Raw genomic sequence first — 14,293 nt, 5'->3', positions numbered from 1 at the left:
TATGCGGATTGAATGCCCCATTTGCGGCAGCCGGGACCGGCGAGAGTTTTATTATCGCGGCGATGCCATCGCCTTGGCGCGGCCTACGCCCGAGGCCGGGGATGATGTGTGGGACGCCTACCTCCACCTGCGCGACAACCCTGCGGGAGAGACCCGCGACCTGTGGCAGCATGAGACCGGCTGCGGCGCGTGGCTCGTCGTCACCCGCGATACGGTGACCCATGCGGTACACGCCGTCGAACTAGCGTCGGATGTGAAAAGGGCCATGGCATGAGGATTGCAGGGCGCGGATTGATCGACCGGGAGACGCCGGTCAGCTTTACCTTCGACGGGCGGCGCTATGGCGGGTTTGCGGGCGATACGGTCGCCTCGGCCATGCTGGCGAATGGGCAGCGGCTGATGGGGCGGTCGTTCAAATATCATCGCCCGCGCGGGGTTTTGAGCGCGGGCAGCGAAGAGCCGAACGCGTTGGTGACCACCGGCGTCGGCCCCGCGTCAGAGCCCAACGTTCGCGCCACCATGCAAGAGATTTACGAAGGTTTGCAGGTGCGCAGCCAGAACGCTTGGCCGAGCCTCGATCTCGATCTCATGGCGGTGAACGATCTGGCATCACCCTTTCTGGGGGCGGGGTTCTATTACAAGACCTTCATGTGGCCGCGCAATTTTTGGCGGCGCGTCTATGAGCCGGTGATCCGCCGCGCGGCGGGTCTGGGGCGGCTGAGCGGCCAGCCCAACGCGGACGCCTATGAGAAAGCCTATGCCTTTTGCGATCTTTTGGTGATCGGCGCAGGCCCGACGGGTTTGATGGCGGCGCTGGTGGCGGCGCGGGCGGGGGCGGATGTGATCCTCGCCGACGAAGATGCGCTGATGGGCGGGCGGCTGAATGCCGAGAACGAGCGTGTCGATGGTGAGCCAGGCCATGTATGGGCGGCGGGCGTGGTCGCGGAACTCGCGGCGATGGACAATGTGCGGCTGATGCCCCGCACGACGGTGACCGGCGCCTATGACGGCGGCATGTTCGGCGCGCTCGAACGGGTCAACCAGCACCGCGCGCGGCGGGGCGAGGGCGCGCCGCTTGAGTGTTTCTGGCGCATCGCAGCCAAGCAATCCATCCTCGCAGCGGGCGCGTTGGAGCGCCCCGTGGCCTTTGCCAACAACGACCGCCCGGGCATCATGACCGCGGGCGCGGTGCGCGCCTATCTCAACCGCTGGGGCGTGGCGCCGGGCAAGCAGGTTGCGGTCTTTGGCAATAACGACGACGCCCATCGCACGGCCCGCGATCTGGTGGCAGCAGGTGTGCATGTGGCCGCGCTGATCGACAGTCGCGAGGGCGTCAGCCGCGAGGGCGCGGATTTCCCGGTGCTGAGCGGGGCGGTGGTCTGCAACACCTCAGGCGGCAAGGAGTTGGAGGCGGTGTCGATCCGCACCGCCGGGGGCGTGCATAAGATACAGGCTGATTGTCTGGCCATGTCGGGCGGTTGGAACCCCTCGCTGCACCTCACCTGCCATATGAACGGGCGACCGACATGGTCGCCCGAGATCCACGCCTTTCTGCCCACCCCCGGCGCGGTGCCGGGAATGCATGTGGCGGGAGCCTGTAACGGCAGCTTCTCGACCCACGGCTGCCTTGCGGCGGGTGTGGCAGCGGCAGGGGACGCGTTGGCGGCTTTGGGCCGCAAGCCGGAGCCCATCGATCTGCCGCAGGCCGATGACGCGCCCTACCGCCTTGCCCCGCTTTGGGCGGTGCCGGGCAAGGGCCGGGCGTGGCTGGATTTCCAGAACGATGTCTGCGTGAAGGATGTGCAGCAGGCGGCGGCAGAGAGCTTCCGCTCGGTCGAGCATATGAAGCGTTACACGACCCAAGGCATGGCCCCCGATCAGGGCAAGAACTCCAACGTGGCGGCGCTGGCGATGCTGGCCGATGCCACCGGGCGCGGCATTGCCGAGACGGGTACGACCACCTTCCGTCCGCCCTATACCCCGGTTTCGATTGCAGCGATGGGCGCGGGCGGGCAGGGCAAGGGCTTTGCGCCCGAACGGCTGACCACCAGCCACGCGGCCAGCCTTGCCATGAACGCCCCGATGGTGGAGGCGGGGCTGTGGTATCGCCCCAGCTATTTTCCGCGCGGGCAGGAGCGCAACTGGCGTCAATCCTGTGATCGCGAGATCGGGTTTGTCCGCAAGACGGTGGGCATCTGCGATGTCTCGACCCTAGGCAAGATCGACATTCAGGGGCCGGATGCGGCCAAGCTGCTCGATCTGGTTTATACGAACAAGTTCAATACCTTGAAGGTCGGTAAGGTGCGCTATGGGCTGATGCTGCGCGAGGATGGTTTCGTCATGGACGATGGCACCTGCGCGCGCTTGAGCGAGACGCATTACCTGATGACCACCACCACCGGCGCTGCCGGTGAGGTGATGCGCCATCTGGAATTCGTCACGCAATGCCTGCATCCCGAATGGCAGGTGCATCTGTCTTCGGTCACCGAACAATGGGCGCAATTCGCCTTGGCAGGGCCGAAGTCTCGTGAATTGCTGAACGGGTTGCTGGAGCAGCCGATCGACAATGAGAGCTTCCCCTTCATGGCCTGTGGTGACGTGTGGCTCGGCGGGGTCGCGGCGCGGCTGTTCCGCATCTCCTTCTCGGGCGAACATGCCTATGAGATCGCCGTGCCCGCGCGCTATGGCGCGGCGCTGTTTGATCTGCTGGTCGCGCGGGCCGAGGCGCTGGAGGGCGGCGCCTATGGGATGGAGGCGCTCAACGTGCTGCGGTTGGAAAAGGGCCATATCACCCATGCAGAGATCGACGGCCGCGCCACGGCAGAGGATATCGGCATGGGGCGGATGCTGTCGGATGCCAAGGACTGTATCGGCAAGACCATGTCCGAACGCCCCGGCCTGCGCGACCCAAACCGCGCGCAACTGGTCGGGCTGCGGCCCGTCGGCGCGGTGAAACAACTTACGGCAGGGGCGTTTCTGTTCGAGGCCGGGGCCGAGGCCAGCCGCGAGAATGCGCAAGGCCATACGACCTCGGTCGGCTTTTCGCCGGATGTTGGCACTTTTATCGGGCTGGGCTTCGTCACCCGGGGCCGCGCCCGGCATGGGGAGGTGATGCGCATGGTCGACCATCTGCGCGAAATCGAGGCGGAGGTGGAGATCTGCGCCCCGGTCTTTGTGGACCCGGAAGGAGGGCGCACCCGTGGTTGAATTGAAAGCGCAAACGCCGTTTGGCGATCTGCTCCCGCTGCACATCGGTGACATGACGGTGGCGGCCCGCGATCTGGGCCAGTTGACCGTGCTGGGCGTGTTTGATCCGGCGGCCCTCACCAAGGCGCTAGAGGCCGCCCATGGGGTTGCCCTGCCGGAGCCGCTTCAGAGCACCGCCAAGGGCGATGTCCAATGCCTGTGGTTTGGCCGGGAAGAGGCGCTGCTTGTCGGACCCGCGCCGGATGAGGCGCTTGCGAAACATGCAGCCCTTGTCGATGTCTCGGACGGATGGGCGGTGGCAGAGTTGCAGGGGCCGGGGGCCGAAGATGTGCTGGCGCGGCTGGCCCCGGTGGACCTGCGCGCGGCGGCGTTCAAACCCGGCCAGACCCTGCGCAGCGCATTGCGCGAAATGCCCGCCGCGATCACCCGAACCGACACCGGCTTCCTGCTCATGGTCTATCGGTCGATGGCCGCCACTTTGGTGCAGGAGTTGCGCCGCGCTATGGAAGCGGTGGCATCGCGGCGCTAGGTTGTGCGGCAGGGGCCCGAATCCCCGTTAGGCAAACAACGGAGCATAGACATGAACAAAACGATTTTCGCCGCATTGGCCGCGATCAGCATGGCGGTCTCGGGCCCGGCGCTGGCGGCCTCGAAGAAAGAGACGAGCTGCATGCATCAGGCCGCCGTGGTCGCCGCCGTGCAGCAGGCCCGCCTCGACCGCGTAAAAGAGCGCCAAGTCCCCGCCGCCGTGAAGGCCAAGGCGACATGGCCCGAAAGCTTCAACACCGCGATTCCGCTGGTGACCCCTTGGGTCTACGAGGTGAAGATGCGCGACGTGAAAAAGAACGATCTCGCCGCCGCGTGGAAAGAAATGTGCCTCGCCCAATAGGCTGACCAACGCCGTGCCGGGCAGGGGGCGCTGCCCGGCAAAAGGGGCGTTTTACCGCCCGCTGCCGCGCCGCCTCCTCTGGACTCTGTACTGCCCCAGCCGGTATATGAAGCCATGAGCCTGCCCCCCGGATTTTTGGAAGAACTGCGTGACCGCGCCAGCCTGTCTCAGGTGGTGGGGCGCAAGGTTGTTTGGGACAACCGAAAGTCCAATCAGGGCAAGGGCGACATGTGGGCGCCATGCCCCTTCCATCAGGAAAAATCCGCGAGCTTTCACGTCGATGATCGCAAAGGCTTCTACTACTGCTTTGGGTGCCACGCAAAAGGGGATGCAATCTCTTTCGTGCGTGAGACCGAGAATGTGAGCTTCATGGAAGCGGTGGAGATCATCGCCCGCGAAGTCGGCATGCCGATCCCCAAGCAAGACCCCCGCGCACAGGCAAAGGCCGACAAGCGCACGCAATTGGCCGAGGTGATGGAGCAAGCGGTGCAATGGTTCCGCCTGCAATTGCGCACCGGGGCTGCGGGCGCTGCGCGCGATTATCTGGCCAAGCGCGGATTATCGGAACAGGCGCAGGCCCATTGGGAGATTGGTTTCGCCCCGAACAGTTGGCAGGGGCTGTGGGATGCGCTCAAATCAAAAGGCGTGGCGGATGAGTTGATCCTCGGGGCGGGGCTGGCGAAACCCTCCTCCAAGGGCGGCAAGCCCTATGACACGTTCCGGGGGCGCATCATGTTCCCGATCCGCGATGCGCGGGGCCGGGCGATTGCCTTTGGCGGTCGCGCGATGGACCCCGAGGATAAGGCGAAATACCTCAACTCGCCCGAGACCGAACTTTTTGACAAGGGCCGCAGCCTTTACAACGTCAAACACGCCCGCGCCGCCGCAGGGCGGGGGCAGCCGCTGATCGTGGCCGAAGGCTATATGGATGTGATCGCCCTGCATGGGGCGGGGTTCGAAGGGGCCGTGGCTCCCTTGGGCACCGCGATCACCGAGAACCAATTGCAGATGTTGTGGCGTATCGCGCCTGAGCCGATCATCACGCTGGATGGCGATGCGGCGGGCCAACGCGCGGCGTTGCGCCTGATCGATCTGGCGCTTCCGCTGTTGGAGGCCGGGCAAAGCCTGCGTTTCGCGGTCATGCCCGAGGGGCAGGACCCCGACGATCTGCTGCGTGCGCAGGGGCCGGACGCTTTGCAAAAGCTTCTGGACAGCGCCTTGCCCATGGTGCGCCTGCTGTGGCAGCGCGAGACCGAGGGCAAGGTTTTCGACAGCCCCGAACGCAAAGCGGCGCTGGACAAAAGCCTGCGCGAAAAGATCAAACTGATCCGCGACCCGTCGATCCGCAGCCATTATGGGCAAGAGATCAAGGACCTGCGGTGGGAGCTGTTCCGCCCGCAGAAGAAACGGCCCGAATTCCGCCCCGTCGGGGGCAAAGCGCCGGGCAAGGGCAAAGGCGGCAAGGGCGCTGCTTGGGGCGCGCCGCTGGCCCCGCTGGCCAGCACCAAAGCCTCGGCACTCGTGGCGATGAGCGATGAGCAGGTGGGCATGCATCTGCGCGAGGCGGTGATCCTTGTGGCCCTCGTCGATTGCCCGCAGTTGGTCGAGACCTTCGAGACGGGGTTGGAGGCGATGCGCTGCGATGACCCTGATCACGCGCGGCTGCGCGATCTGCTGCTGCGCTTTGGCCATGCGGGCGAAGAGCGGCTGAGCGAGGAGATTTCCTACTCCCTCGGCTGGGAGACACTTGAAAACATGAAGGGGCAACGCCACGTTGCCATCACGCCCTGCATCCGCAATCCCGGCAATGTGGACATGACCCGCCTGACCGTGGCCGAGGAACTGGCCAAACTGGATGCCGCCCGTGGGCTGAACGAAGAGATCGCCGAAGCCGTCGAAGACCTCAGCGGCCCGGCGGATGAGGGGGTCACCTGGCGTTTGAGCGAAGCGGCCCGTGCCGCCGATCTTGCCCGCCGCAGCGCACAGGAAGAAAGCAACGGGGAATTCGACGTGGGCGACAACGGCATGACGATGGACCGCGATGAGCGCAGCGCATTGGACGCGCTGTTGGGAACGATTAAATATGACAAGTCAAAGGGCCGCGGATGAGCATCGGCGTGGCCCATTTGCAGGACTTTTTGAAAATGCTGGGCAACGGGTTTAAGAATCACCGATAACCCCGCATGATTCGGAAAACCGAATCGTCTGCGGATGATTCGCGCTGACGCGCTGAAGGAGCATGAGATGGCTGCCAAAGATACGAATGACGACGCAAAGAGCAACGATTCAGAGGCCGGCCACTCGCTCGACATGAGCCAAGCCGCCGTGAAGAAGATGATCGGTGAGGCCCGCGAGAAGGGCTATATCACCTATGATCAGCTCAACACGGTGCTGCCGCCCGATCAGGTCAGCTCGGAACAGATCGAAGACGTGATGTCGATGCTCTCGGAAATGGGCATCAATATCATCGAAGACGAGGAAGCCGAAGAGGAAGAGAACAAAGGCTCGACCGAGGTTGCGACCACTGAGTCCAACCGCGATGTGGCGCTGTCCTCCGGCACTTCCGAGAAGCTTGACCGCACCGATGACCCGGTGCGCATGTACCTGCGCGAAATGGGCAGCGTGGAGCTTTTGAGCCGCGAGGGCGAGATCGCCATCGCCAAGCGCATCGAGGCTGGCCGCAACACGATGATCGCCGGGCTTTGCGAAAGCCCGCTGACCTTCCAGGCGATCACCATCTGGCGTGACGAACTTCTGTCTGAAGACATTCTGCTGCGCGATGTGATCGACCTTGAGGCGACCTTTGGCACGCAGATGGGCGATGAGGAGGAAACCTCTCCGGTCGTCGCCCCCGCCGCCGGGGCCGAAACCAAGACCGAAGAATCCAAGCCCGAATATGACGCCGACGGCAATCCGATCTCGTCGGACGACGACGACGACGAGGACGAACAGGCCAACATGAGCCTTGCGGCCATGGAAGCGGCGCTGAAACCGCAGGTTCTGGAAGCGCTCGACATCATCGCGGATGACTATGAAAAGCTCAGCGCGATGCAGGACAGCCGGATTTCGGCCACGCTGAACGAAGACGGCTCTTTCACCAAGGAACAGGAAGAGACCTATCAGAAGCTGAGGTCGGAAATCGTGCTTTTGGTGAACGACCTGCACCTGCACAACAACCGTATTGAAGCGCTGATCGACCAGCTTTACGGCATTAACCGCCGTATCATGCAGATCGACAGCGCCATGGTGAAGCTCGCCGACCAAGCGCGCATCAACCGCAAGGAATTCGTCGACAACTACCGCGGCTATGAGCTTGATCCCAACTGGATGGAGCGGATGGCCGAGAAGTCCGGCCGGGGCTGGCAGATGTTCATCGAACGCTCCTCGGAAAAGGTCGAAGAACTGCGCGCCGACATGGCGCAGGTCGGCCAATATGTCGGGCTGGATATCTCGGAATTCCGCCGCATCGTGCAGCAGGTCCAGAAGGGTGAGAAAGAAGCCCGTCAGGCCAAGAAAGAGATGGTCGAAGCGAACCTGCGCCTCGTCATCTCCATCGCCAAGAAGTACACGAACCGGGGTCTGCAATTCCTTGATCTCATTCAGGAAGGCAACATCGGCCTGATGAAGGCCGTCGATAAGTTCGAGTATCGCCGCGGCTACAAGTTCTCCACCTACGCGACATGGTGGATCCGTCAGGCGATCACCCGTTCGATTGCTGACCAAGCCCGCACCATCCGCATTCCGGTGCATATGATCGAGACGATCAACAAACTGGTCCGCACCGGTCGCCAGATGCTGCACGAGATTGGCCGTGAGCCGACGCCGGAGGAACTGGCTGAGAAGCTGCAAATGCCGCTCGAAAAGGTCCGCAAGGTGATGAAGATCGCCAAGGAGCCGATCAGCCTTGAGACGCCCATCGGCGACGAGGAAGACAGCCAGCTGGGTGACTTCATTGAGGACAAGAATGCCGTGCTGCCGCTCGACAGTGCCATTCAGGAAAACCTCAAGGAGACCACGACGCGGGTGCTCTCCTCGCTCACCCCGCGCGAGGAACGCGTGCTGCGGATGCGCTTCGGCATTGGCATGAACACCGACCACACGCTCGAAGAGGTCGGCCAGCAATTCTCGGTCACGCGCGAACGTATTCGCCAGATCGAGGCCAAGGCGCTGCGCAAGCTGAAACATCCCAGCCGCTCGCGCAAGCTGCGCAGCTTTCTGGACCAATAAACCAAAACGCGGCCCCGGTGGCCGCGTTTTCTTTTGCGGGGCGGGTCTTTGACCTGCCGCCCGCGCCGCTTACATCAAGGGGGTATCCCAAGAAGGTTCCCATGATGCGCAAAACTGTCCTTACCCTTCTTTGTCTTATGCTGCCGCTGCAAGCCGCCGCACAGGCCTACCGGGCCGAGAACCGGCTGATCGTCGTGCCCCTCACCGCGCAGGAGTTCGAGGTGATCGAAGACCACGGCGCAGGCGCGCGTCACATCTGGTGCGCCGCAGCGGAGTTTGCGCAGGACGTTCTGGGCCTCCCGCGAGGGGAGCGGCTTTATATCAAAACGCCTCGCGGCCCGTCGGTGAGCGGCGTGGGCCGTACCGGCGTCGTTTACACCACCAACCCTCAGCGGGCGAGCGGCGACAGGGGGCAGTCCTATTCCGTCACGATCAACCAAGCGGGAGAGAACCTGCCCAGCCATCATGCGCGGCAGTTCTGTCTGGATCGCATAATTGAGTTGCGGGATTTCTGAGCCGGGGAAGCCGTTGTTTTCACGCGGTGGCGGGCTTATTCTGCGGGTATTGTTACGACGGATTGATCTCATGCGTTTTCTACTCGCCAGCCTGCTTCTGACCCTCGGCACCAGCCAAGCCCTTGCCCATTGCCACCAGCGTAGCGCCACGGTTCTAACCTGTACGATTGACCATGGGACGAAGCAGTTGGAGGTCTGCCTCGACGGGGAAGAGGTGATCTACCGCTTCGGCCCGCCTGACGCGCCCGGTCTGACCCTGAGCGCTCCGATCACGGAGGTGGCGCATCAGCCTTGGCCGGGCATAGGTCGTGCCATCTGGGAAAGCACGACCTTTCGGAATGGCGCTTTTACATACGAGGTCCATGGCTCTTTCGACAAACTCGATCAGATCAGCGATGGTGGGGTGACGGTGCGCGAGAATGGGCGCGAGATCGCCTCGCTTTCCTGCGACAGGGGGTCAGCGGAACTGGGCCTCTTTGCCATAAGCGACGCGAAAGAGGCGGCTGGCCAATGTTGGGGCGCTGAGGCGCAGCACTGGGGGGCCTGCTGAAATGCAGACAGTCTTTACCATTCAAACCCGCGGTCAGGCGCTCTACGAGTTCACGGATGACGTGGCCCGCTGGATTGCGGGGCAGGGGGACGGGCTCCTGACGCTCATGGTGCAGCACACCTCGGCCTCTTTGCTGATCCAAGAGAACGCAGACCCGGATGTGCAGCGCGACCTCTTGGCCTATTTCGCCCGGCTGGTGCCGCCCGCCGATGCGCCAGAAATGAGCTATCTCACGCATCTGATGGAAGGGCCGGATGATATGCCCGCGCATATCAAAGCCTCGGTCCTGCCGGTGAGCCTTAGCATCCCCGTCGCGCGGGGACGGATGATGTTGGGGACTTGGCAGGGCATTTACCTGTTCGAGCATCGCGACGCCCCGCATCAGCGGCGCATCGCGGCGCATTTCCGGCCCGACTGACGCCGGACCGGGCAGGGGTCACCCCGTCGGCATCAGGTGAATTTCCCGCACCGCCGCCCGCGCGGGCGCTTCGAGCGCATGCATCACTGCATCTGCCACATCCTCAGGCTGCAACTTGTCGGGTTTGGCCTCATCGAAAAAGGCGGTGTCGACCATGCCGGGTGAGACCACCATGCAGCGGCCACCCCATTCGGCCATCTCATCCGCCAGGTTACCTGCGTAGCCGTGGATAAACCACTTGGTCGCCCCGTAGATCGACCCTTGGATATGCCGCCGCCCGGCAGCAGAACCGGTCACGATATATTGCCCCGTGGTCTTGCGCAGATGCGGCATGGCAGCATGGGCGGTATAGAGCGCGCCCATGATGTTGAGCTCGACCATCGCTTTCCAATCCTGCGGGTCGCCATTCTCTGTCCCCGCCGGGCTGGTGCCGCGCCCGGCGTTGGCAAAGGCAGCGTCAACCTGTCCGAAGTGGTCGGCCAGTTTGTCGATCGCTTGTTTCTGCGCGTCGTAATCGGTGGCGTCGCCCACCAGCACGAGTGCTTGGTCGCCAATCTCGGCGGCGAGGTCGTTCAGCTTGTCTTCGCTGCGGGCAAAGAGGCCGATGTTCCAGCCCGCTTTCGCGGCGGCGCGGGCGGTGGCGGCGCCGATCCCGCTGGAGGCGCCGGTCAGGAAAAGTGTCTTGGTCATGGTATGCTCCGTTTATAGCCTTCGCTGACCAACGCAGGGGCATGGCGTTGGGTCCATGACACATATTTGAACGCAAGATATAGCTGTGGAAATCTTCTCTACCCAAAACCTCGCGGCTCCCCTATAAGTTTTGACAAGAGGGCCGCGCGCCCCACAAGTGAGGCAGGATGAAGAGGGGGACGGCCGATGCGCTGCCCGTTTTGCGGAAATATCGACACCCAAGTGAAAGACAGCCGCCCGGCCGAGGATCACGTCTCGATCCGGCGCAGACGGTTCTGCCCGGCTTGTGGAGGCCGCTTCACCACCTACGAACGGGTGCAGTTGCGCGACCTTGTGGTCATCAAAACCTCCGGCAAGCGCGAGGATTTTGACCGCGACAAGCTGGAACGCTCGATCCGTATTTCCATGCAGAAACGCCCCATTGATCCCGAACGTATCGATCAGATGATCTCGGGCATCGTGCGCCGGTTGGAAAGCATGGGCGAGACCGACATCAGTTCGAAACATATCGGTGAGATCGTGATGGAGGCGCTGGCCCGGATCGACACCGTGGCCTATGTGCGTTTCGCCTCTGTTTACAAGAACTTCCAAGCCGCGGACGATTTCGACAAATTCGTTCAGGAACTGCGGCCCGACGCCCTGCCGGAAGAGTGACCGGCGAGCGGATGAGCGACGCGCGGTATATGGCGCTGGCGCTGTCCTTGGGGCGGCGCGGGCAGGGCAATGTCTGGCCCAATCCGGCGGTGGGCTGCGTCATCGTGCAAGGCACGCGGATCGTCGGGCGCGGTTGGACCCAACCCGGCGGGCGCCCCCATGCCGAGCCGCAGGCGCTGGCGCAGGCGGGTGCGGCGGCGCGGGGGGCGACGGTCTATGTCACGCTTGAACCCTGCTCCCACCACGGCAAAACGCCGCCCTGTGCGCAGGCGCTGATCGACGCAGGCGTGGCCCGCGTGGTGATCGCGACGCAGGATGACGACGCGCGGGTCAACGGGCGCGGCATCGCGATGTTGCAAGATGCCGGGATCGAGGTCTCGGTCGGTCTGCACGAGGACGCGGCCCGCGCGGATAACGCCGGTTTTTTCTGCCGCACCGATCTGGGCCGCCCGATGCTGACGCTGAAGCTGGCCAATTCCTTTGACGGGCGCATCGCCACCGGCACGGGCGAAAGCCAGTGGATCACCGACGCCCCCGCTCGGCGGCTGACCCATGCTATGCGCAGCCGTCATGACGCGGTAATGGTCGGGGCGGGCACCGCCCGCAAGGACGACCCGAGCCTGACGGTGCGTGGTCTTGGCATCGCCCAGCAACCGGCGCGCGTCGTCGTCTCCCGCAGGCTCGACCTGCCGTTGATGGGGCAACTGGCGCGCACGGCGGCTGAGGTGCCTTTGATCCTCTGCCACGGTGCGGATGCCGATCCGGCTTTGGTCAAAGCCTGGGCCGATCTGGGGGCGACACTGCTGCCCTGTGCCGCACGCGGGGCGCAGTTGGACCCGCAGGATGTGATGCGGGAATTGGCGGCGCATGGTCTCACAAGGATCTTCTGCGAGGGGGGGAGCGCCTTGGCCGCTTCGCTCATCGAGGCGGATTTGGTTGACCGGCTGGTGGGGTTCACCGCCGGGCTGGTGATCGGGGCCGAAGGTCTGCCCGGCGTTGGGGCGCTTGGCCTGTCGCGGCTGGCCGAGGCCCCGCGCTTTGCGTTGCAATCCAGCCAGCAAATTGGGCCGGACCTGCTGCACGTCTGGCGGCGAAACGCAGCCGATTGAGCGCTATCGCCGCCAAAGGTGGCTCTGGCTGGCAAAGACCCCTTGGAGTTTCGACAGCATCCGGTTGTCCAACCCGGCGCGGGGCAGGCGGCCCGTGGCCAGCCGTTCGACCACCACTTCGACGGGGCAGGGCAAGCCGCTGACCGGGTCGCGGTAGCGCGGGTAGTCGATGAGCGCGGCATGAACGAGCCCTTCGAGCGTCGGTGTCGCGCGGCGGCGGGGGGGCACATCGCCCCGGTCTTCGGTCAGCCCCCAGCCCGCGTAGAAAGGCGCGCCCAAGGTCACCACCGGCACCCGGCGGAGGAGCGCTTCGAACCCCAGAAGGGAGGTCATGGTCCAAACCGCGTCGACTTGGCCGAGAAGCGCCACCGGGTCGGCCCGGTGCAGGATCAGATCGGCGTCGCCCGCCTCCGTCGCGCCTTTGCGCAGGCCCGCTTCAACATCAGGGTGGGGTTTGTAGAGGATCACGGCATCCGGGTTTGCGGCGCGTGCGGCGGCCAGCAGGGCCGCGTTGCTGCACACATCGCCCGTGCCTGTGAGGATGGAGGCGTCGTCTTCGACCTGTCCGGGGACGAGGATGCGCCGCCCCGGCGGTAGGTCGGGCGCGGCACCGCCGAGGTTGTATTTGCTGAGGCCCGCCCCGGTGAGCGCCGCGATCAGCGCGCGGGCGCGGGCCAGTTGATCGGGGCGCAGGTCGGCGCGTTTCGCGATCCATTGCTCTAACCGGCTGGGTCCTTGGGGATCGTAGTAAATGCCCAGATCGTCACAGACCAGCGACAGGGGCGGGACCAGTTCGGCCCCCAGCCCACGCGAGCGCAGAAACCCGTCCTCGACCCGCAGCGCATCTTGGGGCGCGACCTCGGCCTTGCTGGCCCAGACCATGGCGCGGCGGGGCGGCTTGGGGACTTCTGCCGGGCCTTTGCGAAAGCGAAGGGGCGTGGCCGTTCCGAAGAACTGTTGCAGCGGGCGGCGCTTCCACAGGCGCATGCCCCATGCGTCCCAGCCGCGATGATCCTCTCGCCACGCGCGGGCCTGCGCGGCAAGGGCGGTAAGGGCCGTCTCGAAACTGCCGAGTTCGTCGCGATAGGGGTCGTACCAGGTCGGATAGAGGATCATCGCGGCGGCGAAGAGTTGCGCGCGGCTAAGGCGGCGCTGGCGGCGTTGGACGGGGAATTCATCTTCGGTCAGCCCCCAACCGGCGTAGAAGGGCTGGCCGAAGACGCGCGGCCTGTGGCCTGCAAAGATCGCCTCGAACCCCATTTGCGATGAGACGGTGTAGACACCCACCGCCCCTTCGAACAGCGCCCAAGGGCTGATGGGATCGGTCAGCAGGGTGATCCGCTCGTTGGTATCCTCGGGGCCGTAATGCCCGGCGCGGAAGCCCTGTGCCGTCTCGGGGTGGCTCTTGATGATGACCCGCGCGCCGGGGTGTTCCTCTTGCGCGAAGACGAGCATTTCCAGAAACCGTGAACGATCCGCGCCTGAGGCGGTGACCGAGGCATCGCCGCGGGTCTGGTCGATCACCAACACATAGCCCGGCTCCGGCGCGGGCATGTCGGGGTCAAAGCCCGCATATTTTGTCAGATGCGCCTCGGCCATCTGCGCCATGCCGCCCCGGGCGCGGTCCAGGAGGGCGGTGTCGTCCAGCGGGTGGCGGGCCAGCAGCTCTTCGAGGTCCGAGGGGTGGGCGGGATCGAAATGCGCGCCTCGGCTGTCGATCAGCAGGCCCAAGGGCGGCTCGCCCGCGCGACCGGGGTGGAGCGAGCGCAGCCATCCGTCCTCCACCCGGATCACTGGCACGCCGCGTTTGGCGGCCACGGCCAGCCCGCGATGCGCGGTGGGGGAGTTGCCCCAGACCGCCACCGCATCATCCGGCCCGGGCAGGCCAAGGCGCAGGGAATGGCCCGACAGTTGCAAGATGCGCCGCAGACGGCGCTGCGTCAGAAACCCGCCGTTATATACGAAAAGCCGCCGGCTCCTTTCGGGACCGGCGGCGGGGTGTTGGTATGGGTCAGCTTCGAATGCCACCGGGGT

General features: G+C 64.6%; 13 protein-coding genes. 11 read left to right on the top strand and 2 right to left on the bottom strand.

Annotated features, from left to right (window positions below; all coding sequences use genetic code 11):
• The first annotated feature begins 1 nt into the window (after window position 1).
• The 9 genes from HKX24_RS08270 to HKX24_RS08230 all read left to right on the top strand — a co-directional run bounded on the left by HKX24_RS08270 (window position 2) and on the right by HKX24_RS08230 (window position 9,806).
• Entirely contained in the window at window positions 2-274 is a 273-nt protein-coding gene (locus tag HKX24_RS08270; RefSeq protein ID WP_271691750.1) for a sarcosine oxidase subunit delta, read from the top strand.
• Window positions 271-3,207: a sarcosine oxidase subunit alpha family protein gene (locus HKX24_RS08265; RefSeq protein ID WP_271691749.1), complete on the top strand. Its 2,937-nt coding sequence runs from the start codon at window positions 271-273 to the stop codon at window positions 3,205-3,207. The genes HKX24_RS08270 and HKX24_RS08265 overlap by 4 nt, the downstream gene beginning before the upstream one ends.
• Complete coding sequence (locus tag HKX24_RS08260) at window positions 3,200-3,736, top strand: sarcosine oxidase subunit gamma family protein (protein WP_271691748.1); 537 nt, start codon at window positions 3,200-3,202, stop codon at window positions 3,734-3,736. The genes HKX24_RS08265 and HKX24_RS08260 overlap by 8 nt, the downstream gene beginning before the upstream one ends.
• A gap of 51 nt (window positions 3,737-3,787) precedes the next feature.
• Window positions 3,788-4,096, top strand: coding sequence for a hypothetical protein (locus HKX24_RS08255; protein WP_271691747.1), 309 nt, complete (start codon window positions 3,788-3,790; stop codon window positions 4,094-4,096).
• A 114-nt stretch (window positions 4,097-4,210) separates the two neighbouring features.
• A complete protein-coding gene (gene dnaG, locus HKX24_RS08250) occupies window positions 4,211-6,205 on the top strand; it encodes a DNA primase (protein WP_271691746.1) in 1,995 nt (664 codons plus the stop codon).
• Window positions 6,206-6,340: 135 nt separating this feature from the next.
• On the top strand, window positions 6,341-8,323 hold the full coding sequence (rpoD, locus tag HKX24_RS08245; protein WP_067264850.1) for an RNA polymerase sigma factor RpoD: 1,983 nt from the start codon (window positions 6,341-6,343) through the stop codon (window positions 8,321-8,323).
• 101 nt (window positions 8,324-8,424) lie between these two features.
• Window positions 8,425-8,838 carry a hypothetical protein gene (locus HKX24_RS08240; RefSeq protein ID WP_271691745.1) on the top strand — a complete coding sequence of 138 codons (414 nt, stop codon included), beginning with the start codon at window positions 8,425-8,427 and terminating at the stop codon, window positions 8,836-8,838.
• Window positions 8,839-8,908: 70 nt separating this feature from the next.
• Complete coding sequence (locus HKX24_RS08235; protein ID WP_271691744.1) at window positions 8,909-9,388, top strand: hypothetical protein; 480 nt, start codon at window positions 8,909-8,911, stop codon at window positions 9,386-9,388.
• A 1-nt stretch (window position 9,389) separates the two neighbouring features.
• The gene (locus tag HKX24_RS08230; protein WP_271691743.1) at window positions 9,390-9,806 is read left to right on the top strand and encodes a secondary thiamine-phosphate synthase enzyme YjbQ; all 417 of its coding nucleotides are present in this window, start codon (window positions 9,390-9,392) and stop codon (window positions 9,804-9,806) included.
• An 18-nt stretch (window positions 9,807-9,824) separates the two neighbouring features.
• Here the strand turns inward: HKX24_RS08230 and HKX24_RS08225 are convergent, their stop codons facing one another.
• A complete protein-coding gene (locus HKX24_RS08225; RefSeq protein ID WP_271691742.1) occupies window positions 9,825-10,496 on the bottom strand; it encodes an SDR family oxidoreductase in 672 nt (223 codons plus the stop codon).
• Window positions 10,497-10,682: 186 nt separating this feature from the next.
• On the opposite strand from HKX24_RS08225, the gene nrdR reads away from it, so the two are divergent.
• On the top strand, window positions 10,683-11,150 hold the full coding sequence (nrdR, locus tag HKX24_RS08220; protein WP_067264800.1) for a transcriptional regulator NrdR: 468 nt from the start codon (window positions 10,683-10,685) through the stop codon (window positions 11,148-11,150).
• Between the two features lie 11 nt (window positions 11,151-11,161).
• Complete coding sequence (gene ribD / locus HKX24_RS08215; RefSeq protein WP_271691741.1) at window positions 11,162-12,259, top strand: bifunctional diaminohydroxyphosphoribosylaminopyrimidine deaminase/5-amino-6-(5-phosphoribosylamino)uracil reductase RibD; 1,098 nt, start codon at window positions 11,162-11,164, stop codon at window positions 12,257-12,259.
• Between the two features lie 3 nt (window positions 12,260-12,262).
• Here ribD and HKX24_RS08210 read toward each other — a convergent pair whose 3' ends face one another.
• Window positions 12,263-14,287, bottom strand: coding sequence for a capsular polysaccharide biosynthesis protein (locus HKX24_RS08210; protein ID WP_271691740.1), 2,025 nt, complete (start codon window positions 14,285-14,287; stop codon window positions 12,263-12,265).
• Window positions 14,288-14,293: the final 6 nt, after the last annotated feature.

This window comes from Sulfitobacter sp. M85, assembly GCF_029285915.1.
GTDB lineage: Bacteria > Pseudomonadota > Alphaproteobacteria > Rhodobacterales > Rhodobacteraceae > Sulfitobacter > Sulfitobacter faviae.
The sequence above is the reverse complement of the archived record's forward strand: the minus strand, read 5'-3'. Positions and strand labels throughout refer to the sequence as shown.

Bases quoted from the DNA above. Each gene is read 5' to 3' on its own strand.
- HKX24_RS08230 (WP_271691743.1), top strand. From the start codon at position 9,390: ATGCAGACAGTCTTTACCATTCAAACCCGCGGTCAGGCGCTCTACGAG.
- HKX24_RS08225 (WP_271691742.1), bottom strand. From the start codon at position 10,496: ATGACCAAGACACTTTTCCTGACCGGCGCCTCCAGCGGGATCGGCGCC.
- dnaG (WP_271691746.1), top strand. From the start codon at position 4,211: ATGAGCCTGCCCCCCGGATTTTTGGAAGAACTGCGTGACCGCGCCAGC.
- HKX24_RS08270 (WP_271691750.1), top strand. From the start codon at position 2: ATGCGGATTGAATGCCCCATTTGCGGCAGCCGGGACCGGCGAGAGTTT.
- HKX24_RS08235 (WP_271691744.1), top strand. From the start codon at position 8,909: ATGCGTTTTCTACTCGCCAGCCTGCTTCTGACCCTCGGCACCAGCCAA.
- HKX24_RS08240 (WP_271691745.1), top strand. From the start codon at position 8,425: ATGATGCGCAAAACTGTCCTTACCCTTCTTTGTCTTATGCTGCCGCTG.
- rpoD (WP_067264850.1), top strand. From the start codon at position 6,341: ATGGCTGCCAAAGATACGAATGACGACGCAAAGAGCAACGATTCAGAG.
- ribD (WP_271691741.1), top strand. From the start codon at position 11,162: ATGAGCGACGCGCGGTATATGGCGCTGGCGCTGTCCTTGGGGCGGCGC.
- HKX24_RS08265 (WP_271691749.1), top strand. From the start codon at position 271: ATGAGGATTGCAGGGCGCGGATTGATCGACCGGGAGACGCCGGTCAGC.
- HKX24_RS08255 (WP_271691747.1), top strand. From the start codon at position 3,788: ATGAACAAAACGATTTTCGCCGCATTGGCCGCGATCAGCATGGCGGTC.
- nrdR (WP_067264800.1), top strand. From the start codon at position 10,683: ATGCGCTGCCCGTTTTGCGGAAATATCGACACCCAAGTGAAAGACAGC.